Below are 18,692 nucleotides of genomic sequence, written 5' to 3'. Positions count from 1 at the left end.
GGCGCCCGCCGGGAGCTGGCTGCTCCCGGCGGGCGGGCGTATTTACTTTGTCTGTCCCGGAAGACCTTCGTAGGCGATGTTTCCGGACTTCAGGTTGTCTTCCACCAGCTGAGGGAGTGCTTTGAGGAACTCCGCACGGTCGGTGACGACGTGCTTGATGGCGGCGTCAACGTTGTCCTTGGTTATGGGCGGCATGATGTATTTCGGCGTTGCGTTGACCTTCTCCCCACGGGCAAGCTTGGCAGCGACAGCGAGCCCCGTGGCCATTTCAACGGTGCCGTTCTGCAGCGAAGTACCGATGAAGTCACCGTTCTTGACTGCATTCAGTCCGTCTTCGATTCCGTCGATACCAACGATTGGCACACCGGTCATGCCTGCTTCCTTGAATGCCTGCTGTGCGCCGAGGCCCATGTCGTCGTTCTGGGCAATGACGCCGTCGATCTTGCCGAATGCTGAGATCCAGTTCTTGACCTTGTTGACGGCCTGATCCCGCTTCCAATTGGCAGTATCCTTGGCCAGCACCTTGATCCCGGGGTTGGCTGCGAGGACCTTATCGATGCCTGCACCACGGTCAATTTCGCCAGATCCGCCGAGCGGACCCTGGAGGATGACGATGTTGCCTTTCCCTCCGAGGTGATCCACCATCATCTGTGCTTCCTGGGCGCCTGCTGCAACATCGTCCGGCTGGACGCTGCCGTCAAGCTGGTCGTTCTTGAGGGAGGCGTTGACATCTCCGAAGGGGATTTTTGCTTCCTTCGCCTTGGCTACCTGGGGGACGAGGGATCCGGCCTGGACAGGGTTGACCAGAATGGCGTCGACGCCCTGGTTGATGAATTGGTCGATCTGGTTCGCCTGGGTGTTGACGTCGAGGTTTGCCGAGTTCCAGACGACGTTGATGTCGTTGGCTTTGGCGTAGGCGTCGATGCCTTCTTTGCCTGCCGTGACGAATGAGGACATGTCGTAGACGCTCACGCCGACTGTCTTTGTGTTGCCCTTGTTGCTGGCTGCGTTCGGATCGCCGGCTCCGCAGGCGGTCATGGCGAGGACAGTGATGCCGATAATGGCGGTGCTGGAGAGCAGACGCATTCTGGAAGTGTTCTTCATCGATATTCCTTATTGGTGTTGTTGTTCGGTCGGCTCTAGCGAACGCGCCGTTTGTTGGCCCATACGTCGACGGCGACGGCTGTGACGATGAGAATTCCCTTGATGATGTTCTGCCAGTACGAGGGAACGGTTAGCAGATCCAGGCCGTTGTTCAGCGTCTGGATCAGCAGCAGTCCGAGGGCTGTGCCCCATACCGTGCCCCGGCCGCCCAGGAGGCTGGCTCCACCGATGACGACGGCGGCTATGGCGTCCAGTTCATAGCCCTGGCCCAGGTTGGGCGCTCCGGAAATGACGCGGGAAGCAAGCATGACGCCTGAGATGCCGGCGAGCAGACCACTGATGGCGTAGACGCTGAAGAGTATGCGGGTCGATTTGACTCCGGCGATCTCCGCAGCGAGCCGGTTCCCACCGACTGCGTAGACGCGCATGCCGTAGGTGGTTCGTCTCATGATCACGGCGAAGGCGACGATGCAAACCAGCATGAGGACAACGGGGACCTTAAGGCCCAGAACGTCGGTGTTGGCGATAGCCCCGAAGGCGGCCGGGAGTCCGTTAATGGGGGCGCCGCTGCCGACTACATAGGCTGCGCCTGAAGCCAGCGTCAGCATGCCCAGGGTCGCGATGAACGGTGGGACATTGATCTTGCTGACGACGAGACCGTTGATCGATCCCGCGAGCAGTCCCACGCCTGCGGCCACCGGAATGGCGAGCCAGATCTGATCGGGGAAGGTTTTCGCCGTGAGGGCGCCTGACATCGCACTGACGGCGATGACGCTTCCGACGGACAGGTCGATCCCGCCGGTGAGGATGACCAGGGTCTGTCCCAGCGCGATGAGAGCAAAGGGCGCGGCCGCGATGAGAATCGTTACGAGGTTCTCAGGGGTGCCGAAGCGTGCGCTGCGGTAGAGGAAGAAGGCGATGACCATGAGCATGACGAAGACCATGGCGTGGCGGATCAGAAGTGACTGCATCCAGGGCCAGCTGAATCTTGTACCTGCTCTTGTCGTCGCGCGGACTGGTGCGTCTTCGGGGGTTTGGGCCGCCGTGGGCTGGTTACTTAGAACCATCAGTGGTGTCCTTCGTGTATATGGTTTCCTGTCCGGAAGCAAGGCGGAAGATGCGGTCCTGGACCGCCGGGTGTTGGAGGTCGGACTGGTCGAGCATCCCTGCGACGGCGCCCTCGCGCATGACGATGGCCCGGTGGGACAGGCTGAGGATTTCGGGCATGTCGCTCGAGGCCATGACGACTGCCATTCCTTTTGCGGCGAGGTCAGTGATGATTTTGTAGATTTCGCTTCGCGCCCCGACGTCAACGCCGCGGGTTGGTTCGTCGAGCAGCAGGACGTCGACCGGGCCGGTCAGCCAGCGGCCCAGAACGACCTTCTGCTGATTGCCTCCTGAGAGTGTCTCCATGGTCTGGCCAAGGCCCCGGCTGCGCAGGCGCATTGAGGTCATAACGGCTCCGATGGCGTCGGAGCGTCGTCTGCCCCGGACCCAGCCTGCTGTGGAAAATGCTCCAATGCGAGGAAGGGTGGCGTTGTCGAGCACGCTCATGGAGAGTACTGCCCCGGCACCTTTGCGGTCTTCGGGAACCAGAGCGATATGCGCTTCTATGGCCGATAGGGGGTTGCCCCGGCGGACTGGCCGCCCGGCTACGCGGATGACACCCTCGCGGCTGGTCCTGGTCCCGAAGATTGCTTCGATCAGTTCGGTGCGCCCGGCGCCGACGAGACCGGCGAGGCCCAGGATTTCTCCGCGGCGCACGGTGAGGCTGATCGGATCGCTGTCACCAACGGCCAGGTCTTCGACCTCGAGCATGACCTCATCGCTAGGTGCCCGAAGCTCGGGAAATAGGTCTTCCAGCTCCCGTCCGATCATTGCGTGGACGATTTCATCATCGGTGATGTCCCGAAGGGGCTTGTCAGCGACGAGGTTTCCGTCCCGCAGGACGATCACCCGGTCCGCCATGGCGCGGATTTCCTCCATTTTGTGCGTTGTGTAGAGCATCGCGACTCCCTGGTCACGCAGTGCACGGACGACACCGACGAGATGTTCGACTTCTTTTTCGGCGATGGCACTGGTGGGCTCATCGAGAAGCAGAACGCGTGCTCCGCGGCTTGTCGCTTTGACGATTTCGATGATCTGACGGATGCCAAGAGGCAGGGAATCCATCTGAGCCGTCGGGTCGATATGGACCCCGAATTCGTTCAGGTACTCTTTTGACTTGGCGATCATCGCTCTGCGGTCAAGCATGCCGAACCGGGTGAGGAGTTCGCGGCCGATGAAGAGGTTCTCATAGACGGTCATTTCCGGAATTGAAGCCAGTTCCTGCGGGACGATGGCGACGCCCAGATGGTGTGCGACCTGTGTGTTGCCGGCAGGGAGGTGCTCGCCCCGGACGCGCACCTCGCCTGCATCGGGCTTGTACTGGCCCGATGCGATCTTCATCAGGGTGGACTTCCCTGCCCCGTTTTCGCCGGCCAGGGCCGTCACGGTCCCGGCCTCCAATGACAGGGAAATACCCTTCAGGACGGGAACTCCACCAAAGCCCTTGGTGATGTCGGTGCATTCCAGGGTGGCCAGCTCCGTGCTAGTGAGCCTTTCGGATGGAGTCATCGCTCAGAGTCCCGGGTTGATCATGGTTTTCATGCTTGTTGAAGCGGTCGAAGCGATCATGGCTTCTTCCACGGCATCGAGTCCGTAGCGGCCGGTGACCAGACTGTCGAGGTCGACCCTGCCTGAACTCACAAGGGAGATGGCGGTCGGCCACGTGTTGGCATAACGGAAGATGCCCGTGACAATGAGTTCATTGTTCTGTATTAGGGAAACGGGCATGGGGATTTCATCCGCGCCCATGCCCACCAGAACGACGGTGCCTCCGGGGCGTACCGCTCGCATGCCCGAAAGGACAGCCGGGGTAGCGCCGGATGCGTCGATGAAGGCGTCCACGCCCAGGCCGGAGACGTCGGACTCACGGGGATCGATGACGCGGGTTGCACCGAACCGCAATGCCTGTTCCCGGCGTGTGGGGTCCAGATCGGAAACAACGATGTCCGTTGCGCCGAAAGCTTTCGCGACCTGGGCAGTGATCACACCGATGGGCCCGGCGCCGGCGACGAGGACGCTTGATCCGGCGGTGATGCCGGCTTTACGCGCGGCGGCGATTCCCACGGAGAGAGGTTCCATGAGCGCTGCAGCGTCGTCACTGACAGAGTCGGGTACCGCGTGGGCGAAATGGGACTGGATTTTGGCATATTCAGCGAAGGCCCCGTCGACCGGCGGGGTCGCGTAAAACTCCATGTGGGGATCCAGGTTGTAGCGTCCCGACAGCGTCTCGCGCGAGGTCGCACTGGGATGCTGCGGTTCGATCGAGATCCGCTCCCCGACACGGGACGCGTCGACTTTCCGTCCGACGGCAACAATCGTGCCGGCCGATTCGTGTCCGAGGATGAGCGGGCTTTCCACCACGAAGCTGCCGATGCGTCCTTCCTTGAAGTAGTGCACGTCAGATCCGCAAACACCGACAGATGAAATGCGGACAAGTACTTCGTCCTCCTCCAAAACAGGGACAGGGCGTACCTCTACGACGACTTTCTGCTTCTCCAGCAGGACGCTGGCGCGCATTGTCACCGGGATTGATGTGGTCGTGCTCATGTTGAGTTCCTCTCAGGCATCGTCGCCATGCGGGGTTCCCCTCGATTCGGGGCCGTTCATGTCCGCTGCGAACTTCTGCGATTAGTATGACCCCAATCACCTCACATGTGCAACAGGTATGCTCATATGAGCAATTTACATTTGAGTGCCGTACGATGTTCCAAGAAGCCGAAGAAGTAAAGCAGCGTGGAGGAAGGAAATATGGGGCCGGACGAACTCGTACGTCTCGCGTTTGTGGCGCGCCAGCACTTTCTGGAGGGGAAGACCCGGATCGAGATCGCGGAGGATATGGGTTTGAGCCGCTTCAAGGTCGGCAGGATGCTCGATGAGGCGATCGCCCATGGAATCGTCAGGTTCGAGCTGGCCACCCCAGGCCTCCTGGACCTGGACCTGTCGCTGAAGCTGCAGAAGAAATTCCGCCTCAAACACGCGCTTGCGGTGATCATGCCCAGTCAGGCGCCCGAGACCATCCAGGAAAACCTCGGAACGGTTACCGGGCAGCTCCTAGGCGAAATCCTCAAGGAAACCGACGTCCTCGGCCTCACCGCAGGCCGGACACTGAGCGCGATGGCACGGTCCCTGCAGAGCCTTCCCCGCTGTGAAGTGGTCCAGCTTGCCGGCATCGCCGGTCCGATTCAGGAGACGGGGGTCGAGGTGATCCGCATGGTCAGCCGTATCGCCGGAGGGCGCGCCTGGACGATCTACGCTCCCCTGGTCGTATCGGATCCTTCCACAGCTGACGCCATTCTGCGCCAGCCGGATATGCGCCGAACGTTCGAACAGTTCGACCGCGTCACGGTTGCCGTTGTCGCCGTCGGCAGCTGGTCCCCTCCGGATTCACAGATGTACGACAATGCGGCCATCACTCCGGAACTGAGAGACCGTCTGCTGGCCAAAGGCGTCAGGGCGGAAATCTGTGCAACTCTCGTTGACGACCGCGGATCCTTCATCGCCGACGTCGACGAAAGGACCGTGGCCATCAGCGCCTCCCAGTTGCACAAGATTCCTGAAGTGATCGCCGTCGCGGGGGGCGAGCTCAAGACAGAAGCGGTCCGTGCCGCACTCGCCTCGGGTCTCATCGACTCTCTTGTAACAGACGCCGTGTTGGCGCAGAAACTGATCGGAGACACAGCATGACCTCTCGCACCGTCATTGCCGGTATAGATTCGTCGACCCAGAGCTGCAAGATCGTGCGGGTGGATGCGGAGACCGGAGAGGTTCTCAGCACCACATCCGCGCCGCATCCGGACGGCACCGCGGTTCATCCGGACCGGTGGTGGGAGGCTTTCGAGGCAGCCGGCGGAACGGAGCTGCAGGACGTTGAAGCACTCTCAGTGAGCGCCCAGCAGCACGGCATGGTTGCCCTGGATGCACAGGACAGGCCCGTGCATGACGCGCTGCTGTGGAACGATGTCCGCAGCGCACCCCAGGCCGACCGGCTGCGCCGGGAGCTCGGGGCACAGGTATGGGCGGAGGAGATCGGCATCGTCCCGGTGTCCTCCTTCACCATCACCAAGCTTGCGTGGCTCGCCGACAACCATCCCGAGCTGGCCGACCGCGTCCGCAAAGTCCTGCTTCCGCACGACTGGCTAACCTGGCAGATCCTGGGGCGCAGGAACTACCCGACCACTGACCGCAGTGACGCGTCGGGAACGGGCTATTACTCCGTTCGCGACGACGTCTATCGGCACGACCTCGTGGAGTGGGCGTTCGGCAGATCCCCCGACCTGCCCACCGTGATCGGCCCCTCTGCTACTGCCGGTACAACAGCGACAGGAACACTGGTGGCTGCAGGGTGCGGAGACAACGCGGGAGCAGCACTGGGTTTGTCCCTGAAACCGGGTGAAGTGGCGGTATCGATTGGAACCAGCGGGACCGTCTTCACATCCACGGAACGACGGATCAGCGATCATACCGGCACCATTGCCGGCTTTGCTGACGCCGAAGGCAAGCAGCTTCCCCTTCTGGCCACCATCAACGGCGCCCGGGTACTCGCATCCACAGCTGCGATGCTGGGCGTGGACCTGGCCAGGTTCGACGCCATGGCGTCGTCGGGCCCGGTGGATGCGGCCGGCCTGACGCTGGTGCCCTACCTCGACGGTGAACGAACCCCGAACCTTCCTTCAGCCACCGGCAGCCTCGTGGGTCTTACCCGCGCAGCAATGAACCCCGAAAATATGGCCAGGGCGTCGGTGCTAGGACTCCTCTGTCTCCTGGCCGATGCCCTCGATAGCCTCCGTGCCCAGGAGATCGAGGCGAAGCGGGTGGTGCTGATCGGTGGCGGATCCCGTTCAGCCTCGCTTCAGGCAGCGGCGGCGGACATCTTCAATGCAGAAATAGTCATCCCGAAACCCGGCGAATACGTAGCGCTCGGGGCAGCACGCCAAGCGGCCTGGGCCCTGGCAAAAACGGACGCACCGCCCACCTGGCAGCGCCTGACCGAACGCACCGTCAGCCCCTCGGACTCAACAGAATGGGCAACTGCGGTGCGTGGGAGGTTCAGCGACGCACGTCAGCGGCTCTACGGACTCTGAACAGGAAAAACAATCACGTCGGCGAACCTGGTGCAACAGCATCGCCGGCCCGCCAACTGCTAATTATCAAGGAAAAAACATGGATGTCACTATGCCAGGGCCAACCTTCCCCGGGGCAGCCGGACTCGCGGGGCGCACATTCGACGGCGTGTTGTTCGACATGGACGGCACGCTCATCGACTCCGCCGCGGCGGTGGAACGGTCATGGGTCCGCTGGGCGAAGGAACAGGGCCTGATGGATTACCGGCACGCTGATCATGGCAAGCCGGCCAGATCCATCGTGGCCTCTCTCATGGGCGCAGATCGAGTCGAAGAATCCCTTGCCAGAATCATAGAGATCGAGACCGATGACACCGGCGGCATCCGTGCGCTGGATGGCGCCGCCGAACTTCTGAACACCCTTCCCGCGAACCGAATCGCTATCGTCACTTCCTGCACACGTGGCCTGGCTGATGCCCGCCTCCGGGCGGCGCGACTGCAGCCCCCGCCCGTCCTGGTCACCTTCGATGACATCACCGAAGGCAAGCCTCATCCGGAAGGGTATCTCCTGGCCGCGCGCCGGCTTGGTGCTGACCCCGCCCGCTGCCTCGTCGTCGAAGACGCCCCCGTTGGGCTGATGGCAGCCCGAGCGGCCGGATGCGCGACCCTTGCTGTGACAGGAACTTTTCCAGCCCACGACCTGGAAGCGGATCTTGTGCTTCCCGGCCTGACCGGGCTCAGATTCCTTGAGACAGGTAAAGGGATCCGGCTGAGCACCGGTTCCTGACGGTGAAAGAGTCAGGCTGTGCTTGGCGGAGCCTAACGACGGGTTGTTGAGAGGGGCCGGGCGTATTCAGGATGGACGGTGACCTGCGAGATGTGTGCGTGCCGTTCCGCGATTTCAACCAACCCAGGACCTCCCGTCGCGCTGGTAAGCCACAAGGCGTCTAGGGCCGGCTGGCCTCGAGGGCGGGCAGCACGTGGTCGGTGATCAGGGGCGCGAGATCGTCCGGCAGCTCGACGGCCAGATCCAGCCAACGGATTTCGGCGATCTCGGCGGAGGGATGAGCGCTCCACACCCCGGGCGCGGTGAAGACGGTGGCTTCGATCTGTGTGGCGGCCTCGTTGGCGGCGTCCGCGAGCCAGATTCCCAGGAGCTTCAGCTTTTCCGGCGCAAGCACGATCCCCACCTCTTCCGCCAGCTCCCGGGCTGCCGTCTGGGCGGCGTTTTCGCCGGCCTCGGGCTTGCCGCCGGGATGCATGAACTTGTCCGTGCCCCGCTTCCGGACCGTCAGGAGTCGTCCGGCGCCGTCGAAGACGCAGACGGCGGAAACAACAATGAGGGGATTCACGCCGGGGTTCCTGTGATCCGGTGCAGTACGGATTCGATCAGCTGGTCCTTGGCCGGTCCGGTGACATCCCAGCGGTAGCGGAAATCGTCCCGCCCGATCAGGGTGTAGCCCACCTGGTAAGTGTCCGGGTCGCACCAGTGCTGGGCGTGGCTGCTGGCCGTGCCGAACCCCATCCGGTGGAACGGGCGGCCGTCGGGAAAGAACATGTCCATCGTGGCGCGGGCCTCGGTGGGCCGGAGCAGATACTCCCGGCTCGCCGGTCCGGTGAAAGGTTCCCCGCTGAAGGACGGCCAGGCAATGGTGCCTTCTTCGCGGAAGCGGAGGCCGCCGTCCTCGTCCTGATTGTTTGTTGTGCCGTCGGCGCGGGTCAGGGGAGTGAAGCGGACGACGCCGGTGAAGGTCCCACGGGTGCCGGTGGCCCGGTCCAGCAGGGTCCGGGCCACGTTCCAGCTGCCCAGCAGGTAGCCGCGGAGATCGAATTCCGGAGCGGTGCCCGGTGCTGGCAGGTTCAAGTGCCCTCGATTGGAATCGAACCAACGACACCGGCTTTAGGAGAGCCGTGCTCTATCCACTGAGCTACGAGGGCGGGCATCCGCGGCGGACGGCTGCAAGGCCGGCCCGTGCGGACACGGATATAAGCATACTAGCGTTCCTTAGTGAGCGGCGTACTACGCTCTTGGCATGACAGCCCCAGCCCCCGCGGTCCCCGAGGACGTCCTCTACATCCCGGACGTGGCGTCCACCAGGTTTTACGTCGGCGCCCTCGCCAAGCTCAGCGTGCTGCAGTATTTCGTGGCCGAGGCGGCCGTTATCGGAGTGTGGGCGGGGCGGGATCCGTACAGCCGCCGGACCGGCTACATCAGCGATCTCGGTGCCCTGGGCTGCGGGGTGTTTGACGGCCGGGACGTGTGCTCCCCGGCGCACCTGCTGATGAACGCCTCGTTCGTGGTCCAGGGCCTCGGCATGGTGGTCGGCGCCCTGCTGCTGAGCTCCGCCCTTCTGTGCACCGCGGCGCGGCCCGGGGCCCGGATCCCGCGGCGCCCGGGCCAGCGGCCGCTGTCGCGCGCCGCTCTCGCCGCACTTGCCGCACTTGCCGCACGGCTGCTCAGTTTCACGGCGGGCACCGGAACTGTCATTGTGGGTCTGGTGCCCGAGGACGCAGGGTCCGGCTGGCACGGGGCCGGGGCGGTGATGTACTTCGCGGCCGGAGCGTTGGCCCTGCTCATCCTGGGCTGGCTGTGGATCCGGCAGACGGCGCTGGGCTGGTTCATCCTCGCCTGTGGTGCGGTATCCCTCGGCGCGCTCGTCACCGCTGGTGTGACCGGGATGGCGGTCCCGGAACCGGGAACCCTGGAGCGGCTGATGGGCTACCCCATCACCATCGGCATGGCCGCCGTGGGGTTGGTCGTTGCCCAGCGCATCCGGAACGGGCTCAGGGCAAGAAGGAGCCCTGCTGGCCGGGCCGGATGAAGATCAGGCGACCACGGGGTGTCGTATGTCTCACAACGGCCCGAGCTTGCATTATCATAAGGGCACTCACCGGAATTCCGGTGCCTCGTGCGCGAGCTGTCTCTAGCGCACGCCGAAATGCCGACTTTGTAGTCTTTGGGGACGAATGTTTGATCAGCTAGTCTCGCCGCGCCTTGATGCTGCGACTGCCTTCCGGAACCGACGCAGGGGGCTGCAGTCCGATGACGGTTGAAGCGCTCGCCGCGCCCGATGACCAGCTCCCCGAGGAGACCACGGGGGCCCCGGCTCCTGCCCCTGCTGAGGTACCGGAACTCGCCACTGGCGTGGTCGCCGGACTTGCCTCTGCGGTGGTCGCGGGCCTTGCCTCTGCTGCGGTCGGGGGGCTTGCTCCGGATGTGGCCGCCGGGCTTGCTGCGGATGTGGCCGCCGGCGCGGCGGCCCCGATCGGTGTTCGTCTGCTCGACGGCGGGATCATCCAAGTCACGCTGCCGCCCAACGAGGAGATCGCGGGGGCCGAAGCGCGTGTTGCCGGAGCGGCGGTCCGTGCACTGGCCATCGGCCGTCGCATGCCGGTCCTGCTTGTCATCACCGGTGTGGTCGGGGTCAGCGTCGAGGCGCGGCATGTGTACGCATCCTCCATCGCGGCATCGGCCTTCGCCCTGGTCGGCGAAAGCCCCGTCGACCGCGTCATTGCCCACTATCTGCTCCGCTCAAAGACAGAGACGATTCCGGCGCAGTTCTTCACCTCAGAGGCCGAGGCCGTCGAGTGGTTAGGGCTATACGCGAGTGAAGACTGATCCTCCGGACCCCAGGCTGCACGCCCTTGTGGAGGGTATCGTCCGGATTGCCGGTGGTGACCTGACCACCAGGATCCCCCACTCGGGTGCCCGGGACGACGTCGCGGCCGTCATCGCGGGGATCAACCTGATGGCTGATGACCTGCAGACGATCTACCAGGAGCTTGAGGAGCGGGTGGAAAGCCGCACGGCAATGCTGCGCGATGCGCAGGTTGAGCTTGAGCGCATGGCGTTGACGGACCCGCTGACCCAGCTTGCCAACAGGACGGCGCTTAACTCGGTGCTGAGCCATGCCCTCGCCGAGACGTCGCGGGGTGAAATGCCGCCGGCGCTGCTGATCCTCGACCTGGATTCGTTCAAGGGCATCAACGACACGCTGGGACACAGCGCCGGGGACGACGTCCTCCGCGTGATCGCCCGGCGGCTCCAGGAAGCAGTCCGCGAGACTGACACTGTGGCACGCCTCGGCGGCGACGAGTTCGCCGTCATGCTGCCCAAGTCCAACCTCGTCCGGGCCCGACGCGTGGCCAACAGGATCCTGAAGGCGCTCAGCGAGAGCCTGGAAATCGGGGACCTGCGGATCACCTGCGGCACGAGCATCGGACTGCGGATTGCCGAGCCGGGGCAGTCGGTCGACGATCTGGTCATGGAAGCCGATACCGCCATGTACGCGGCCAAGGCCCAGCCGCACAGCAGCATCAAGGTGTTCGAACCCGCCTTGTTGTATGCCCGCCGGCTCCAGAGCGTGATGGTCACGGAAATGCGTGAAGCGATCCGCCAGGACCAACTTGTCTTGCACTACCAGCCGGTGGTGGCACTCGCGACCGGCAAGTTCGAAGGCGTCGAAGCGCTGGTGCGGTGGAACCATCCGGAGCGGGGACTGCTCATGCCGGACCAGTTCATTCCGCTGGCCGAAGAGACCGGCATGATCGTGGATCTGGGCCATTGGGTCCTGCGGAACGCCGTGCGCCAGCTGCGCGACTGGCAGCGGGAACTGGACGTTGACCCGAGCTTCAATGTCCGGGTCAACATCTCGACAACCGAGCTGCAGAACCTGGACCTGATCGAACACGTGCGCGACATCCTCCGTGAAACCGGGGTGGATGCCGCAAACCTCATCGTGGAGCTGACCGAATCAATGGCCATCAATGGCGGGGACGTGGACAAATACTCCCTGAGCGGGCTGCGCCGACTCGGCGTGCAGCTCGAAATCGACGACTTCGGCACCGGCTATTCGTCCATCAGCTACCTGCGGAAGCTGCCGGTCAACGTGGTCAAGATCGACAAGAGCCTGATCGACGGGCTGGGCTCAGACGAAGAGCAGAGCAACTTCGTCGCGGCGGTACTGCACCTCATCCACGCCTGCGGGCTCAAGGCAATTGCCGAGGGAATCGAGACGGCCGAGCAGGCGGCCGAGCTCGTGAGGCTGGGCTGCGCCAGCGGCCAAGGCTACTATTTCAGCCGGCCCGTCCCTGCGGCCGAGATCGCCGCGTTGATCAGCCGCTGAACAGCCACGCCGCGTTGTTCAGCCACGGAGCAGGGGTGGACCGGGCCCATCAGGCGCAGGCTCCGTTTTGAGGATTAAGCAAGACGGCGGATACCGGAATCAATATCCGGTACCCGCCGTCGTTGTTGCTGGTTAGTTCTTCGGGGTGGAATTCGGCCACCAGTTGACTGCCTGCACGGAGCCCTGTCCGGAGTTTTCGCCGGTAGCCGAGATTGCTGAGGTCGCGGAAAGACCTGCGACTGCCAGCGCGCCGGCGATAAGGAGTGTTGCGAGGGATTTCTTCATAAAGGACTCCTGATACGTAAGTGGCTGATGTGACTAATGTGGTACTTGGTCAGTATAGGGGAGTAGACACGCCGTTGTATAACAATTACGGCCGCAATATTCGATACTGTGCTATCGGCGCGACTCCTGCCCAAATCTTTCGCCGTTCCTGCTTGCGGGGTTTGTTCATTTCCGCTTGCGTGGCAACGGATAATGGAGGCATGCCATTGAACTCCGTTTCGCCGTTGTACGCCGCCGCTGAATTGCAGGCATACGAGCACCGGACTAACCATGCCTTCTTTCAAGCAGCCAGCAGTGCCCAGGATGCCGCGGAAATAGCCCGCAATGAAGGTGATATGGATTCGTGGTGGAACATGACGTTCCTCCGGGCCGAGAACCTCCTGGACGCCGAGGACTTCGAGGCCTGCGCTGCTCTGGCGTGCTCGCTGGTTGCCGGTCCTCGTTCCGCGACCGAATCGCAGCCCGAAGCACAGGCCTACATTCTCCTGGCGAAGGCCAGGCAGGGGGCCGGGCTGCTGGAACGGGCTGCTGACGCTGCGCGGGAAGCCGTGGCACTGGTGGCAGATGAGGATGACATCGAAACGAATGTCAAAGCCCGCCAAGCGCTGATTGCCGCCCTGGCCGACAGCGGGAGGCTCGAGGAAGCCTGGGCCGAAAGCCTCGCGCTCGCCGAGGCCATCGAAGCCGAAGTCGACGATCAACTGGTGGGCAAGGGTTACTGGGTCATCGGAAACGTCGCCTTTCTCTGCAACAAAGTCCAGGAAGGTCTCCACTACCACGAGCTCGCGGCGGCCACTCTTTCGCCCGCCAGGAACCTGGACATCTGGGCGAAGTTCAACAGGGCCTCCGCAGCCATGCGGCTCGCGGCCGACGTGGCCGACGCCGACACCCTGCGCTGCATCGAACGAGCGGAGCTAGCCACGGATGTCATCGGCGGAAGCGCCAATGACTACCTGCTGATGAAGCTGAACCGGGCCCACTGGAAATTTCTGGCCGGTGAGGCCACCGCAGCAATCGAATTGTTGGACCAGATCTGTGCGGAGCCGGACGAGCCTTCACCCCAGATCCTCGGCGAGGCGTGCCTGCTGCTGGGCCGGGCACATTTTGCGATTGGAAACGCGGATGCGGCCGGGGAGAACCTGCTTCGGGCAGCAGACCACTTCGAAGGGTCCGGCGCCCAGCAACGTGCGGATCAGGCCCGGGGCTTCCTCGCAGCCGAGGCCTGAGCCTCCGCCCGCGGATCCTTCACCAATCCCGGTGGAGCATGCCCCCTGGACGCCGCGAGGGATGGACATAGCGGGACTATGTCCACGGGCCGCGACTAGGGCTGGGCATGTCCCGCGGACCGGACCGCGGGGGAGGCGGATTTCCGGCCCAGGAACACCGCGGCGCCACCTGCCACGAGGCTCAGCACCAGCAGCACCCAGCCGGCCACGGTGAGCCCCGACGCGAGGGCAACCTGGCCGGCGTCGACCGCGTCTGCGGACATCATGGCGTCAATGGCGGTGTTGCCCCACAGCCGCACGGCGGCGAAGAGCAGCGGAATGGCCCACAGCGCCCAGCGCAGGGGTTTTCGGGCCACGTTCGTTCCGATCAGCAGGAGCCAGCTGAAGCCGAAGATCAGCGGGAAGAGCGTGCCTGCCGTCTTGTGGATGTAGTTGAGCTGCCCGCGGGCGTCCGGATCCGTGGCGTCTCGCAGCCGCTCCACGAAGCCCTGGTCGAAGCCCCCGATCAGCGAGTCCGGCATCGGCAGGCCGCCGGAGAGCTGGGTGAGCTGGTTCAGGGTGAGCAGGTGGAGGTACCAGAATAGGAAGAGGCTGGCCACGACGCCGGCGATCACGATCAGGTTGCTGTTGTTCTGCGCCTTTTGCGGGGTCCGGCTGGTGCTGGGATTGATCACGGACGGCAGGTGGTGCTGAGGGACGGCTGCATTGGCGCCGTGCTTCTTGATCCGCTGTGCGGGTGTCTTGGCCATGGCTCCATTATCGCCCGCCCGGGCCGCGGGGCCGGCGCTGTCTGTTCACCGCCATCCGCCGCCGATAGGCTGGAACGCGTGACCGAACTAGGAAAACACCGGCTTGGCCGGCACAGCACCGCAGATCTCGACCCCGGCCTGGATGACTACCAGTTGGCGGAAGCCCTTGTCCGGGAGGCCGGCCAGTTGGCGCTGCTGATGCGGCAGGCCGGGCTGGAAGGACGGCAGAAGACGTCCATCTCGGATGTTGTCACCGCCGCCGACCATTCTGCCGAGGCCTACGTCCTGGAACAGCTCCAGCGCTGCCGCCCCGACGACGGCGTTCTCGGTGAAGAGGGCGCTTCCGTGGCCGGCGCCAGCGGCCGCACCTGGGTCATCGATCCGGTGGACGGAACGTACAACTTCCTGCACGGGTCGACGTACTGGTGCTCGGCGATTGCACTGAAGGACGCCTCCGGGGTACTGCTGGGTGCGGTCTTCCAGCCGCAGGAGGAGAAGCTCTGGCTCGGCGGGACGGCCCGGACCGCAACGCTCAACGGGGAACGGCTGACCGCCTTCCAGCCGCGGGGCGCCGACAGCGGGGGCCGTTCGGACACTCCGTTGTCCGAACTCGGTGTCGCCAGCTACATCCACCCCAGCTGGCTCGCCGATCCGATGTGCGCCATGCCCTGGCACGCCGCTGCAACGTCCGCTGCCACGCTGCGGATGTTCGGCTCGGGCTCGTGCGACCTCGGCCGCGTGGCCGACGGCGAGCTGGGCTGCTGGTTCCAGCACAGCTGCCCGGAATGGGACTGGCTGCCGGGAAAGGCGATCGTCCTCGCGGCCGGCGGCGCGGCCGACGTCGTCCGGGTCAACGGACTGGAGTGGTTCCTTGCCGGAGGCACGACGGCGGTCCGGCAGCTCCGCGCCGCGCTTGAGTCAGGCTCCGTGGGCTAGCTTCAGGACTCCGCGCCGCGCCCGTGGGACATGCTCATTCTTGGCCACGGTGCGTGGACATGCTTGAGTCACGCTCCGGGTCCCCCGTGGGACATGCTCATTCTTGGCCACGGTGCGTGGACATGCTTGAGTCACCCTCGGGGTCCCCCGTGGGACATGCTCATTCTTGGCCACGGTGCGTGGACATATCGGCTCAGTGGCCAATGGTCGCGGACAAGGGTGGACATGCTGCTCCGGGGTCTGCGAGTGCGGGGGACATGCTCAATCCAGGGCGCGAGGACTGGACATGTCACGTCCTGCACCTGGACCGGACACGCCCGGTCCCTGATGCGTGAACTGGACATGATCAATCCTCGCCTCGAATTCCGTGGGACATGCTCATTCTTGGCTGCGAGGAATGGACATGAGGGGCATATGTCCAGCGGAGACGGGCAGGGGAGGGCATGTCCCCGCGGGGGCGGACTCCGCGGTCACTGGCACCGCCTAGACTTGTTAACACCATGGACATGTTGTTTGACCCTTTCGCCGACGGACCCTTCCAAGCTGCCTCCAAGATGGCGGCGGCCACCAAATCGTCCGCCGGAACGGGCACAGCGGCCGTGGGATCCCCTGCCGGGTGGGACCCCAACCGCGCCGAGAGCGGCACCGCGGGGGACTGGGACCGCCCCCGGCTTCCCAGCGCGGAGGAGCTCCTGGAGGGGCTGAACCCGGAGCAGGAGGAAGCGGTCAAGCACGCCGGCAGCGCCCTGCTGATAGTGGCCGGCGCCGGCTCCGGCAAGACGCGGGTGCTCAGCAACCGGATCGCCTACCTGATCGCCACGAAGCGCGCGCACCACGGCGAGATCCTGGCCATCACGTTCACCAACAAGGCCGCGGCCGAAATGCGGGAGCGGATCGAAGCCCTGCTCGGCGGCCGCGCCAAGACCATGTGGATCTCCACCTTCCACTCCTCCTGCGTCCGGATCCTGCGCCGCGAGGCCAAGAACGTCGGCCTGAGCTCCAACTTCTCCATCTACGATGCCGCGGATTCGCTGCGGCTGATCACGCTCGTGGCCAAGAACCTGGACCTCGATCCCAAAAAGTTCGCGCCCAAGGCCATCCAGCACAAGATCTCAGCGCTCAAGAACGAGCTGATCGACGCGGACGGCTATGCCTCCAGCGCCAAGCACAACGATCCCTTCCAGCAGGCCGTCGCCGAGGTCTTCACGGGCTACACCCAGCGCCTGCGCCAGGCGAACGCCATGGACTTCGATGACCTGATCGCCGAGACCGTCTACATGTTCCGGGCCTTCCCGGCCCTGGCAGACTCCTACCGGCGCCGCTTCCGGCACGTCCTGGTGGACGAGTACCAGGACACCAACCACGCCCAGTACGCCCTGGTGCGCGAGATCGTCGGCGAAGGCCCCGGTGCGGCCGAGCTCACCGTCGTCGGCGATTCGGACCAGTCCATCTACGCGTTCCGCGGTGCCGATATCCGCAACATCGTGGAGTTCGAGGAGGACTACCCGGACGCCCGCACCATCAAACTCGAGCAGAACTACCGCTCCACCCAGACAATCCTCAGCGCGGCCAACTCGGTCATCTCCCGCAACCCCAACCGGCCGGAGAAGCGGCTCTGGACGGCGGAGGGCGACGGCCACAAGATCATCGGCTACGTGGGCGAGAACGAGCACGACGAAGCCCAGTTCATCGCCAAGGAAATCGACCGCCTCCAGGACGAGGACAACCTCCGCCCCGGCGACGTCGCGATCTTCTACCGCACCAACGCCCAGTCCCGCTCCATCGAGGACGTCCTGGTGCGGGTCGGGCTGCCGTACAAGGTGGTCGGGGGAACCCGCTTCTACGAGCGCAAGGAGATCAAGGACGCGCTCGCCTACCTGCGGGTGCTGGTCAACCCCGACGACGACGTCAACCTGCGCCGGATCCTCAACGAACCCAAGCGCGGCATCGGCGACCGTGCCGAGGGCGCCGTGGCCTCGCTCGCCCAGCGCGACCGGATCTCCTTCATGGCCGCCGCCCGCCGCGCCGACGAGGCGCCCGGCATGGCCACCCGGTCCGTCAACGCGGTGCAGGGTTTCGTGAAACTGCTCGACGACCTCGCCGAAGTGGCCTCCGGCTCCGGTGCGGCGGCGGCCCTGGAGGCCGTCCTGGAACAGACCGGCTACCTCGCCGGGCTGCGGTCCAGTACCGATCCACAGGACGAGTCCCGTGTGGAGAACCTCGCGGAACTCGTCGCCGTCGTCCGTGAATACGAACGCGACAACCCCGAAGGCTCCCTTGGCGCCTTCCTGGAGCAGGTGTCCCTCGTGGCCGACGCCGACCAGATCCCGGACGCGCCGGCGGGGACCGCCGAAGACATAGTTGCAGCCGTGGCCGTGGCCGAGGCCAAGCGCCTGGGCGTCGTCACGCTGATGACGCTGCACACCGCCAAGGGGCTGGAGTTCCCGGTGGTGTTCCTCACCGGCATGGAACACGGGCTGTTCCCGCACCAGCGCTCCGCGACGGACCCCAAGGAACTGGCCGAGGAACGCCGGCTGGCCTACGTGGGCCTGACCCGTGCCCGGAAGCGCCTGTACCTGACCCGCTCCGAGGTGCGCAGCATGTGGGGCCAGAGCCAGTACAACCCCGCGAGCCAGTTCATCGAGGAAATCCCCGCCGAGCTCGTGCAATGGAAGCGCGAAGGCTCCAACCGCGAGACCGGCAGCTGGGGGAGCGGTGCCTCGATCGGCTCCAGCCGCTACGGCGGATCGTCCTGGGGCGCCGGTGCCGCCCGCGGCGCCGAGGCCAGCCCGTCCGCAGGCTTCAACGCCGACGTCCCGGCCGCCATCGCCAAGAACCGCGTGCAGCCGCAGAAGGAGATCGTCGCGGTCAGAGTCGGGGACAAGGTCAACCACACGAGCTTCGGCAACGGCACCGTCCTGGCCGTCGAGGGCGCGGGGGACAAGACCGTGGCCAAGGTCAGCTTCGAAATCGGAGACAAGCGCCTGTTGCTCCGGTACGCGCCGCTGACAAAGCTGGACGCCTAGGAGCGTCTGCGCCGCGGGCTAGGAGCGCCCCGCCGGCACGGGCGCAGCTTGGCGGGCAGCCGCATTACACGCG

The 18,692-nt window shown here is 64.7% G+C and carries 17 protein-coding genes and 1 tRNA gene; 9 read left to right on the top strand and 9 right to left on the bottom strand.

Going from position 1 to position 18,692, the window contains the following annotated elements; all coding sequences use genetic code 11:
* Positions 1-42: 42 nt before the first annotated feature.
* The 4 genes from ACVWZ8_RS03775 to ACVWZ8_RS03760 form a co-directional block, all read right to left on the bottom strand.
* Positions 43-1,086 (bottom strand): substrate-binding domain-containing protein, encoded by a 1,044-nt coding sequence (locus ACVWZ8_RS03775; RefSeq protein ID WP_456505899.1) that lies wholly within the window; start codon positions 1,084-1,086, stop codon positions 43-45.
* Between the two features lie 53 nt (positions 1,087-1,139).
* Positions 1,140-2,075: an ABC transporter permease gene (locus ACVWZ8_RS03770; protein WP_456503845.1), complete on the bottom strand. Its 936-nt coding sequence runs from the start codon at positions 2,073-2,075 to the stop codon at positions 1,140-1,142.
* Between the two features lie 82 nt (positions 2,076-2,157).
* A complete protein-coding gene (locus ACVWZ8_RS03765) occupies positions 2,158-3,720 on the bottom strand; it encodes a sugar ABC transporter ATP-binding protein (RefSeq protein ID WP_456503844.1) in 1,563 nt (520 codons plus the stop codon).
* Positions 3,721-3,723: 3 nt separating this feature from the next.
* A complete protein-coding gene (locus ACVWZ8_RS03760) occupies positions 3,724-4,758 on the bottom strand; it encodes an NAD(P)-dependent alcohol dehydrogenase (RefSeq protein WP_456503843.1) in 1,035 nt (344 codons plus the stop codon).
* A 186-nt stretch (positions 4,759-4,944) separates the two neighbouring features.
* Here ACVWZ8_RS03760 and ACVWZ8_RS03755 point away from each other — a divergent pair, with 186 nt between their 5' ends.
* From ACVWZ8_RS03755 to ACVWZ8_RS03745, 3 genes are all read left to right on the top strand, one after another.
* Complete coding sequence (locus ACVWZ8_RS03755; RefSeq protein ID WP_456503842.1) at positions 4,945-5,895, top strand: sugar-binding transcriptional regulator; 951 nt, start codon at positions 4,945-4,947, stop codon at positions 5,893-5,895.
* The gene (xylB, locus tag ACVWZ8_RS03750; protein WP_456503841.1) at positions 5,892-7,292 is read left to right on the top strand and encodes a xylulokinase; all 1,401 of its coding nucleotides are present in this window, start codon (positions 5,892-5,894) and stop codon (positions 7,290-7,292) included. Before ACVWZ8_RS03755 ends, xylB begins: the two co-directional genes overlap by 4 nt.
* A gap of 79 nt (positions 7,293-7,371) precedes the next feature.
* Positions 7,372-8,058: an HAD-IA family hydrolase gene (locus ACVWZ8_RS03745; protein WP_456503840.1), complete on the top strand. Its 687-nt coding sequence runs from the start codon at positions 7,372-7,374 to the stop codon at positions 8,056-8,058.
* 160 nt (positions 8,059-8,218) lie between these two features.
* Here ACVWZ8_RS03745 and ACVWZ8_RS03740 read toward each other — a convergent pair whose 3' ends face one another.
* From ACVWZ8_RS03740 to ACVWZ8_RS03730, 3 genes are all read right to left on the bottom strand, one after another.
* Positions 8,219-8,623 carry an NUDIX hydrolase gene (locus ACVWZ8_RS03740; protein ID WP_456503839.1) on the bottom strand — a complete coding sequence of 135 codons (405 nt, stop codon included), beginning with the start codon at positions 8,621-8,623 and terminating at the stop codon, positions 8,219-8,221.
* Positions 8,620-9,135, bottom strand: a complete 516-nt coding sequence (locus ACVWZ8_RS03735; RefSeq protein ID WP_456503838.1) for a DUF6314 family protein — start codon at positions 9,133-9,135, stop codon at positions 8,620-8,622. Before ACVWZ8_RS03735 ends, ACVWZ8_RS03740 begins: the two co-directional genes overlap by 4 nt.
* A 1-nt stretch (position 9,136) precedes the next feature.
* Positions 9,137-9,209, bottom strand: a tRNA-Arg gene (locus tag ACVWZ8_RS03730).
* Positions 9,210-9,304: 95 nt separating this feature from the next.
* Between ACVWZ8_RS03730 and ACVWZ8_RS03725 the strand changes: the two genes are divergently transcribed.
* The 3 genes from ACVWZ8_RS03725 (at position 9,305) to ACVWZ8_RS03715 (ending at position 12,397) form a co-directional block, all read left to right on the top strand.
* A complete protein-coding gene (locus ACVWZ8_RS03725; RefSeq protein ID WP_456503837.1) occupies positions 9,305-10,093 on the top strand; it encodes a hypothetical protein in 789 nt (262 codons plus the stop codon).
* Positions 10,094-10,314: 221 nt separating this feature from the next.
* Entirely contained in the window at positions 10,315-10,890 is a 576-nt protein-coding gene (locus ACVWZ8_RS03720; protein WP_426976203.1) for a DUF7793 family protein, read from the top strand.
* Positions 10,880-12,397: a putative bifunctional diguanylate cyclase/phosphodiesterase gene (locus ACVWZ8_RS03715; RefSeq protein WP_456503836.1), complete on the top strand. Its 1,518-nt coding sequence runs from the start codon at positions 10,880-10,882 to the stop codon at positions 12,395-12,397. Before ACVWZ8_RS03720 ends, ACVWZ8_RS03715 begins: the two co-directional genes overlap by 11 nt.
* Positions 12,398-12,529: 132 nt before the next feature.
* Here the strand turns inward: ACVWZ8_RS03715 and ACVWZ8_RS03710 are convergent, their stop codons facing one another.
* Positions 12,530-12,682 carry a hypothetical protein gene (locus ACVWZ8_RS03710; protein ID WP_426976205.1) on the bottom strand — a complete coding sequence of 51 codons (153 nt, stop codon included), beginning with the start codon at positions 12,680-12,682 and terminating at the stop codon, positions 12,530-12,532.
* 200 nt (positions 12,683-12,882) lie between these two features.
* On the opposite strand from ACVWZ8_RS03710, the gene ACVWZ8_RS03705 reads away from it, so the two are divergent.
* Positions 12,883-13,908, top strand: coding sequence for a hypothetical protein (locus ACVWZ8_RS03705; RefSeq protein WP_426976206.1), 1,026 nt, complete (start codon positions 12,883-12,885; stop codon positions 13,906-13,908).
* 95 nt (positions 13,909-14,003) lie between these two features.
* On the opposite strand, the gene ACVWZ8_RS03700 is transcribed toward ACVWZ8_RS03705, so the two are convergent.
* Positions 14,004-14,657 (bottom strand): hypothetical protein, encoded by a 654-nt coding sequence (locus tag ACVWZ8_RS03700; RefSeq protein WP_456503835.1) that lies wholly within the window; start codon positions 14,655-14,657, stop codon positions 14,004-14,006.
* A 78-nt stretch (positions 14,658-14,735) separates the two neighbouring features.
* Between ACVWZ8_RS03700 and ACVWZ8_RS03695 the strand changes: the two genes are divergently transcribed.
* Together ACVWZ8_RS03695 and pcrA are read left to right on the top strand one after the other, a co-directional pair.
* On the top strand, positions 14,736-15,593 hold the full coding sequence (locus tag ACVWZ8_RS03695) for an inositol monophosphatase family protein (RefSeq protein WP_456503834.1): 858 nt from the start codon (positions 14,736-14,738) through the stop codon (positions 15,591-15,593).
* Between the two features lie 500 nt (positions 15,594-16,093).
* Positions 16,094-18,619 carry a DNA helicase PcrA gene (pcrA, locus tag ACVWZ8_RS03690; protein WP_456503833.1) on the top strand — a complete coding sequence of 842 codons (2,526 nt, stop codon included), beginning with the start codon at positions 16,094-16,096 and terminating at the stop codon, positions 18,617-18,619.
* The last annotated feature ends 73 nt before the right edge of the window (positions 18,620-18,692 follow it).

It is taken from the genome of Arthrobacter sp. UYCu723, from assembly GCF_054059215.1.
The sequence above is the reverse complement of the archived record's forward strand: the minus strand, read 5'-3'. Positions and strand labels throughout refer to the sequence as shown.

What these genes read in the sequence shown, in the direction of transcription:
- ACVWZ8_RS03775 (WP_456505899.1), bottom strand. Translation starts at nt 1,086, where the DNA reads ATGCGTCTGCTCTCCAGCACCGCCATTATCGGCATCACTGTCCTCGCC.
- ACVWZ8_RS03770 (WP_456503845.1), bottom strand. Translation starts at nt 2,075, where the DNA reads ATGCAGTCACTTCTGATCCGCCACGCCATGGTCTTCGTCATGCTCATG.
- ACVWZ8_RS03765 (WP_456503844.1), bottom strand. Translation starts at nt 3,720, where the DNA reads ATGACTCCATCCGAAAGGCTCACTAGCACGGAGCTGGCCACCCTGGAA.
- ACVWZ8_RS03760 (WP_456503843.1), bottom strand. Translation starts at nt 4,758, where the DNA reads ATGAGCACGACCACATCAATCCCGGTGACAATGCGCGCCAGCGTCCTG.
- xylB (WP_456503841.1), top strand. Translation starts at nt 5,892, where the DNA reads ATGACCTCTCGCACCGTCATTGCCGGTATAGATTCGTCGACCCAGAGC.
- ACVWZ8_RS03745 (WP_456503840.1), top strand. Translation starts at nt 7,372, where the DNA reads ATGGATGTCACTATGCCAGGGCCAACCTTCCCCGGGGCAGCCGGACTC.
- ACVWZ8_RS03725 (WP_456503837.1), top strand. Translation starts at nt 9,305, where the DNA reads ATGACAGCCCCAGCCCCCGCGGTCCCCGAGGACGTCCTCTACATCCCG.
- ACVWZ8_RS03720 (WP_426976203.1), top strand. Translation starts at nt 10,315, where the DNA reads ATGACGGTTGAAGCGCTCGCCGCGCCCGATGACCAGCTCCCCGAGGAG.
- ACVWZ8_RS03710 (WP_426976205.1), bottom strand. Translation starts at nt 12,682, where the DNA reads ATGAAGAAATCCCTCGCAACACTCCTTATCGCCGGCGCGCTGGCAGTC.
- ACVWZ8_RS03705 (WP_426976206.1), top strand. Translation starts at nt 12,883, where the DNA reads ATGCCATTGAACTCCGTTTCGCCGTTGTACGCCGCCGCTGAATTGCAG.
- ACVWZ8_RS03700 (WP_456503835.1), bottom strand. Translation starts at nt 14,657, where the DNA reads ATGGCCAAGACACCCGCACAGCGGATCAAGAAGCACGGCGCCAATGCA.
- pcrA (WP_456503833.1), top strand. Translation starts at nt 16,094, where the DNA reads ATGGACATGTTGTTTGACCCTTTCGCCGACGGACCCTTCCAAGCTGCC.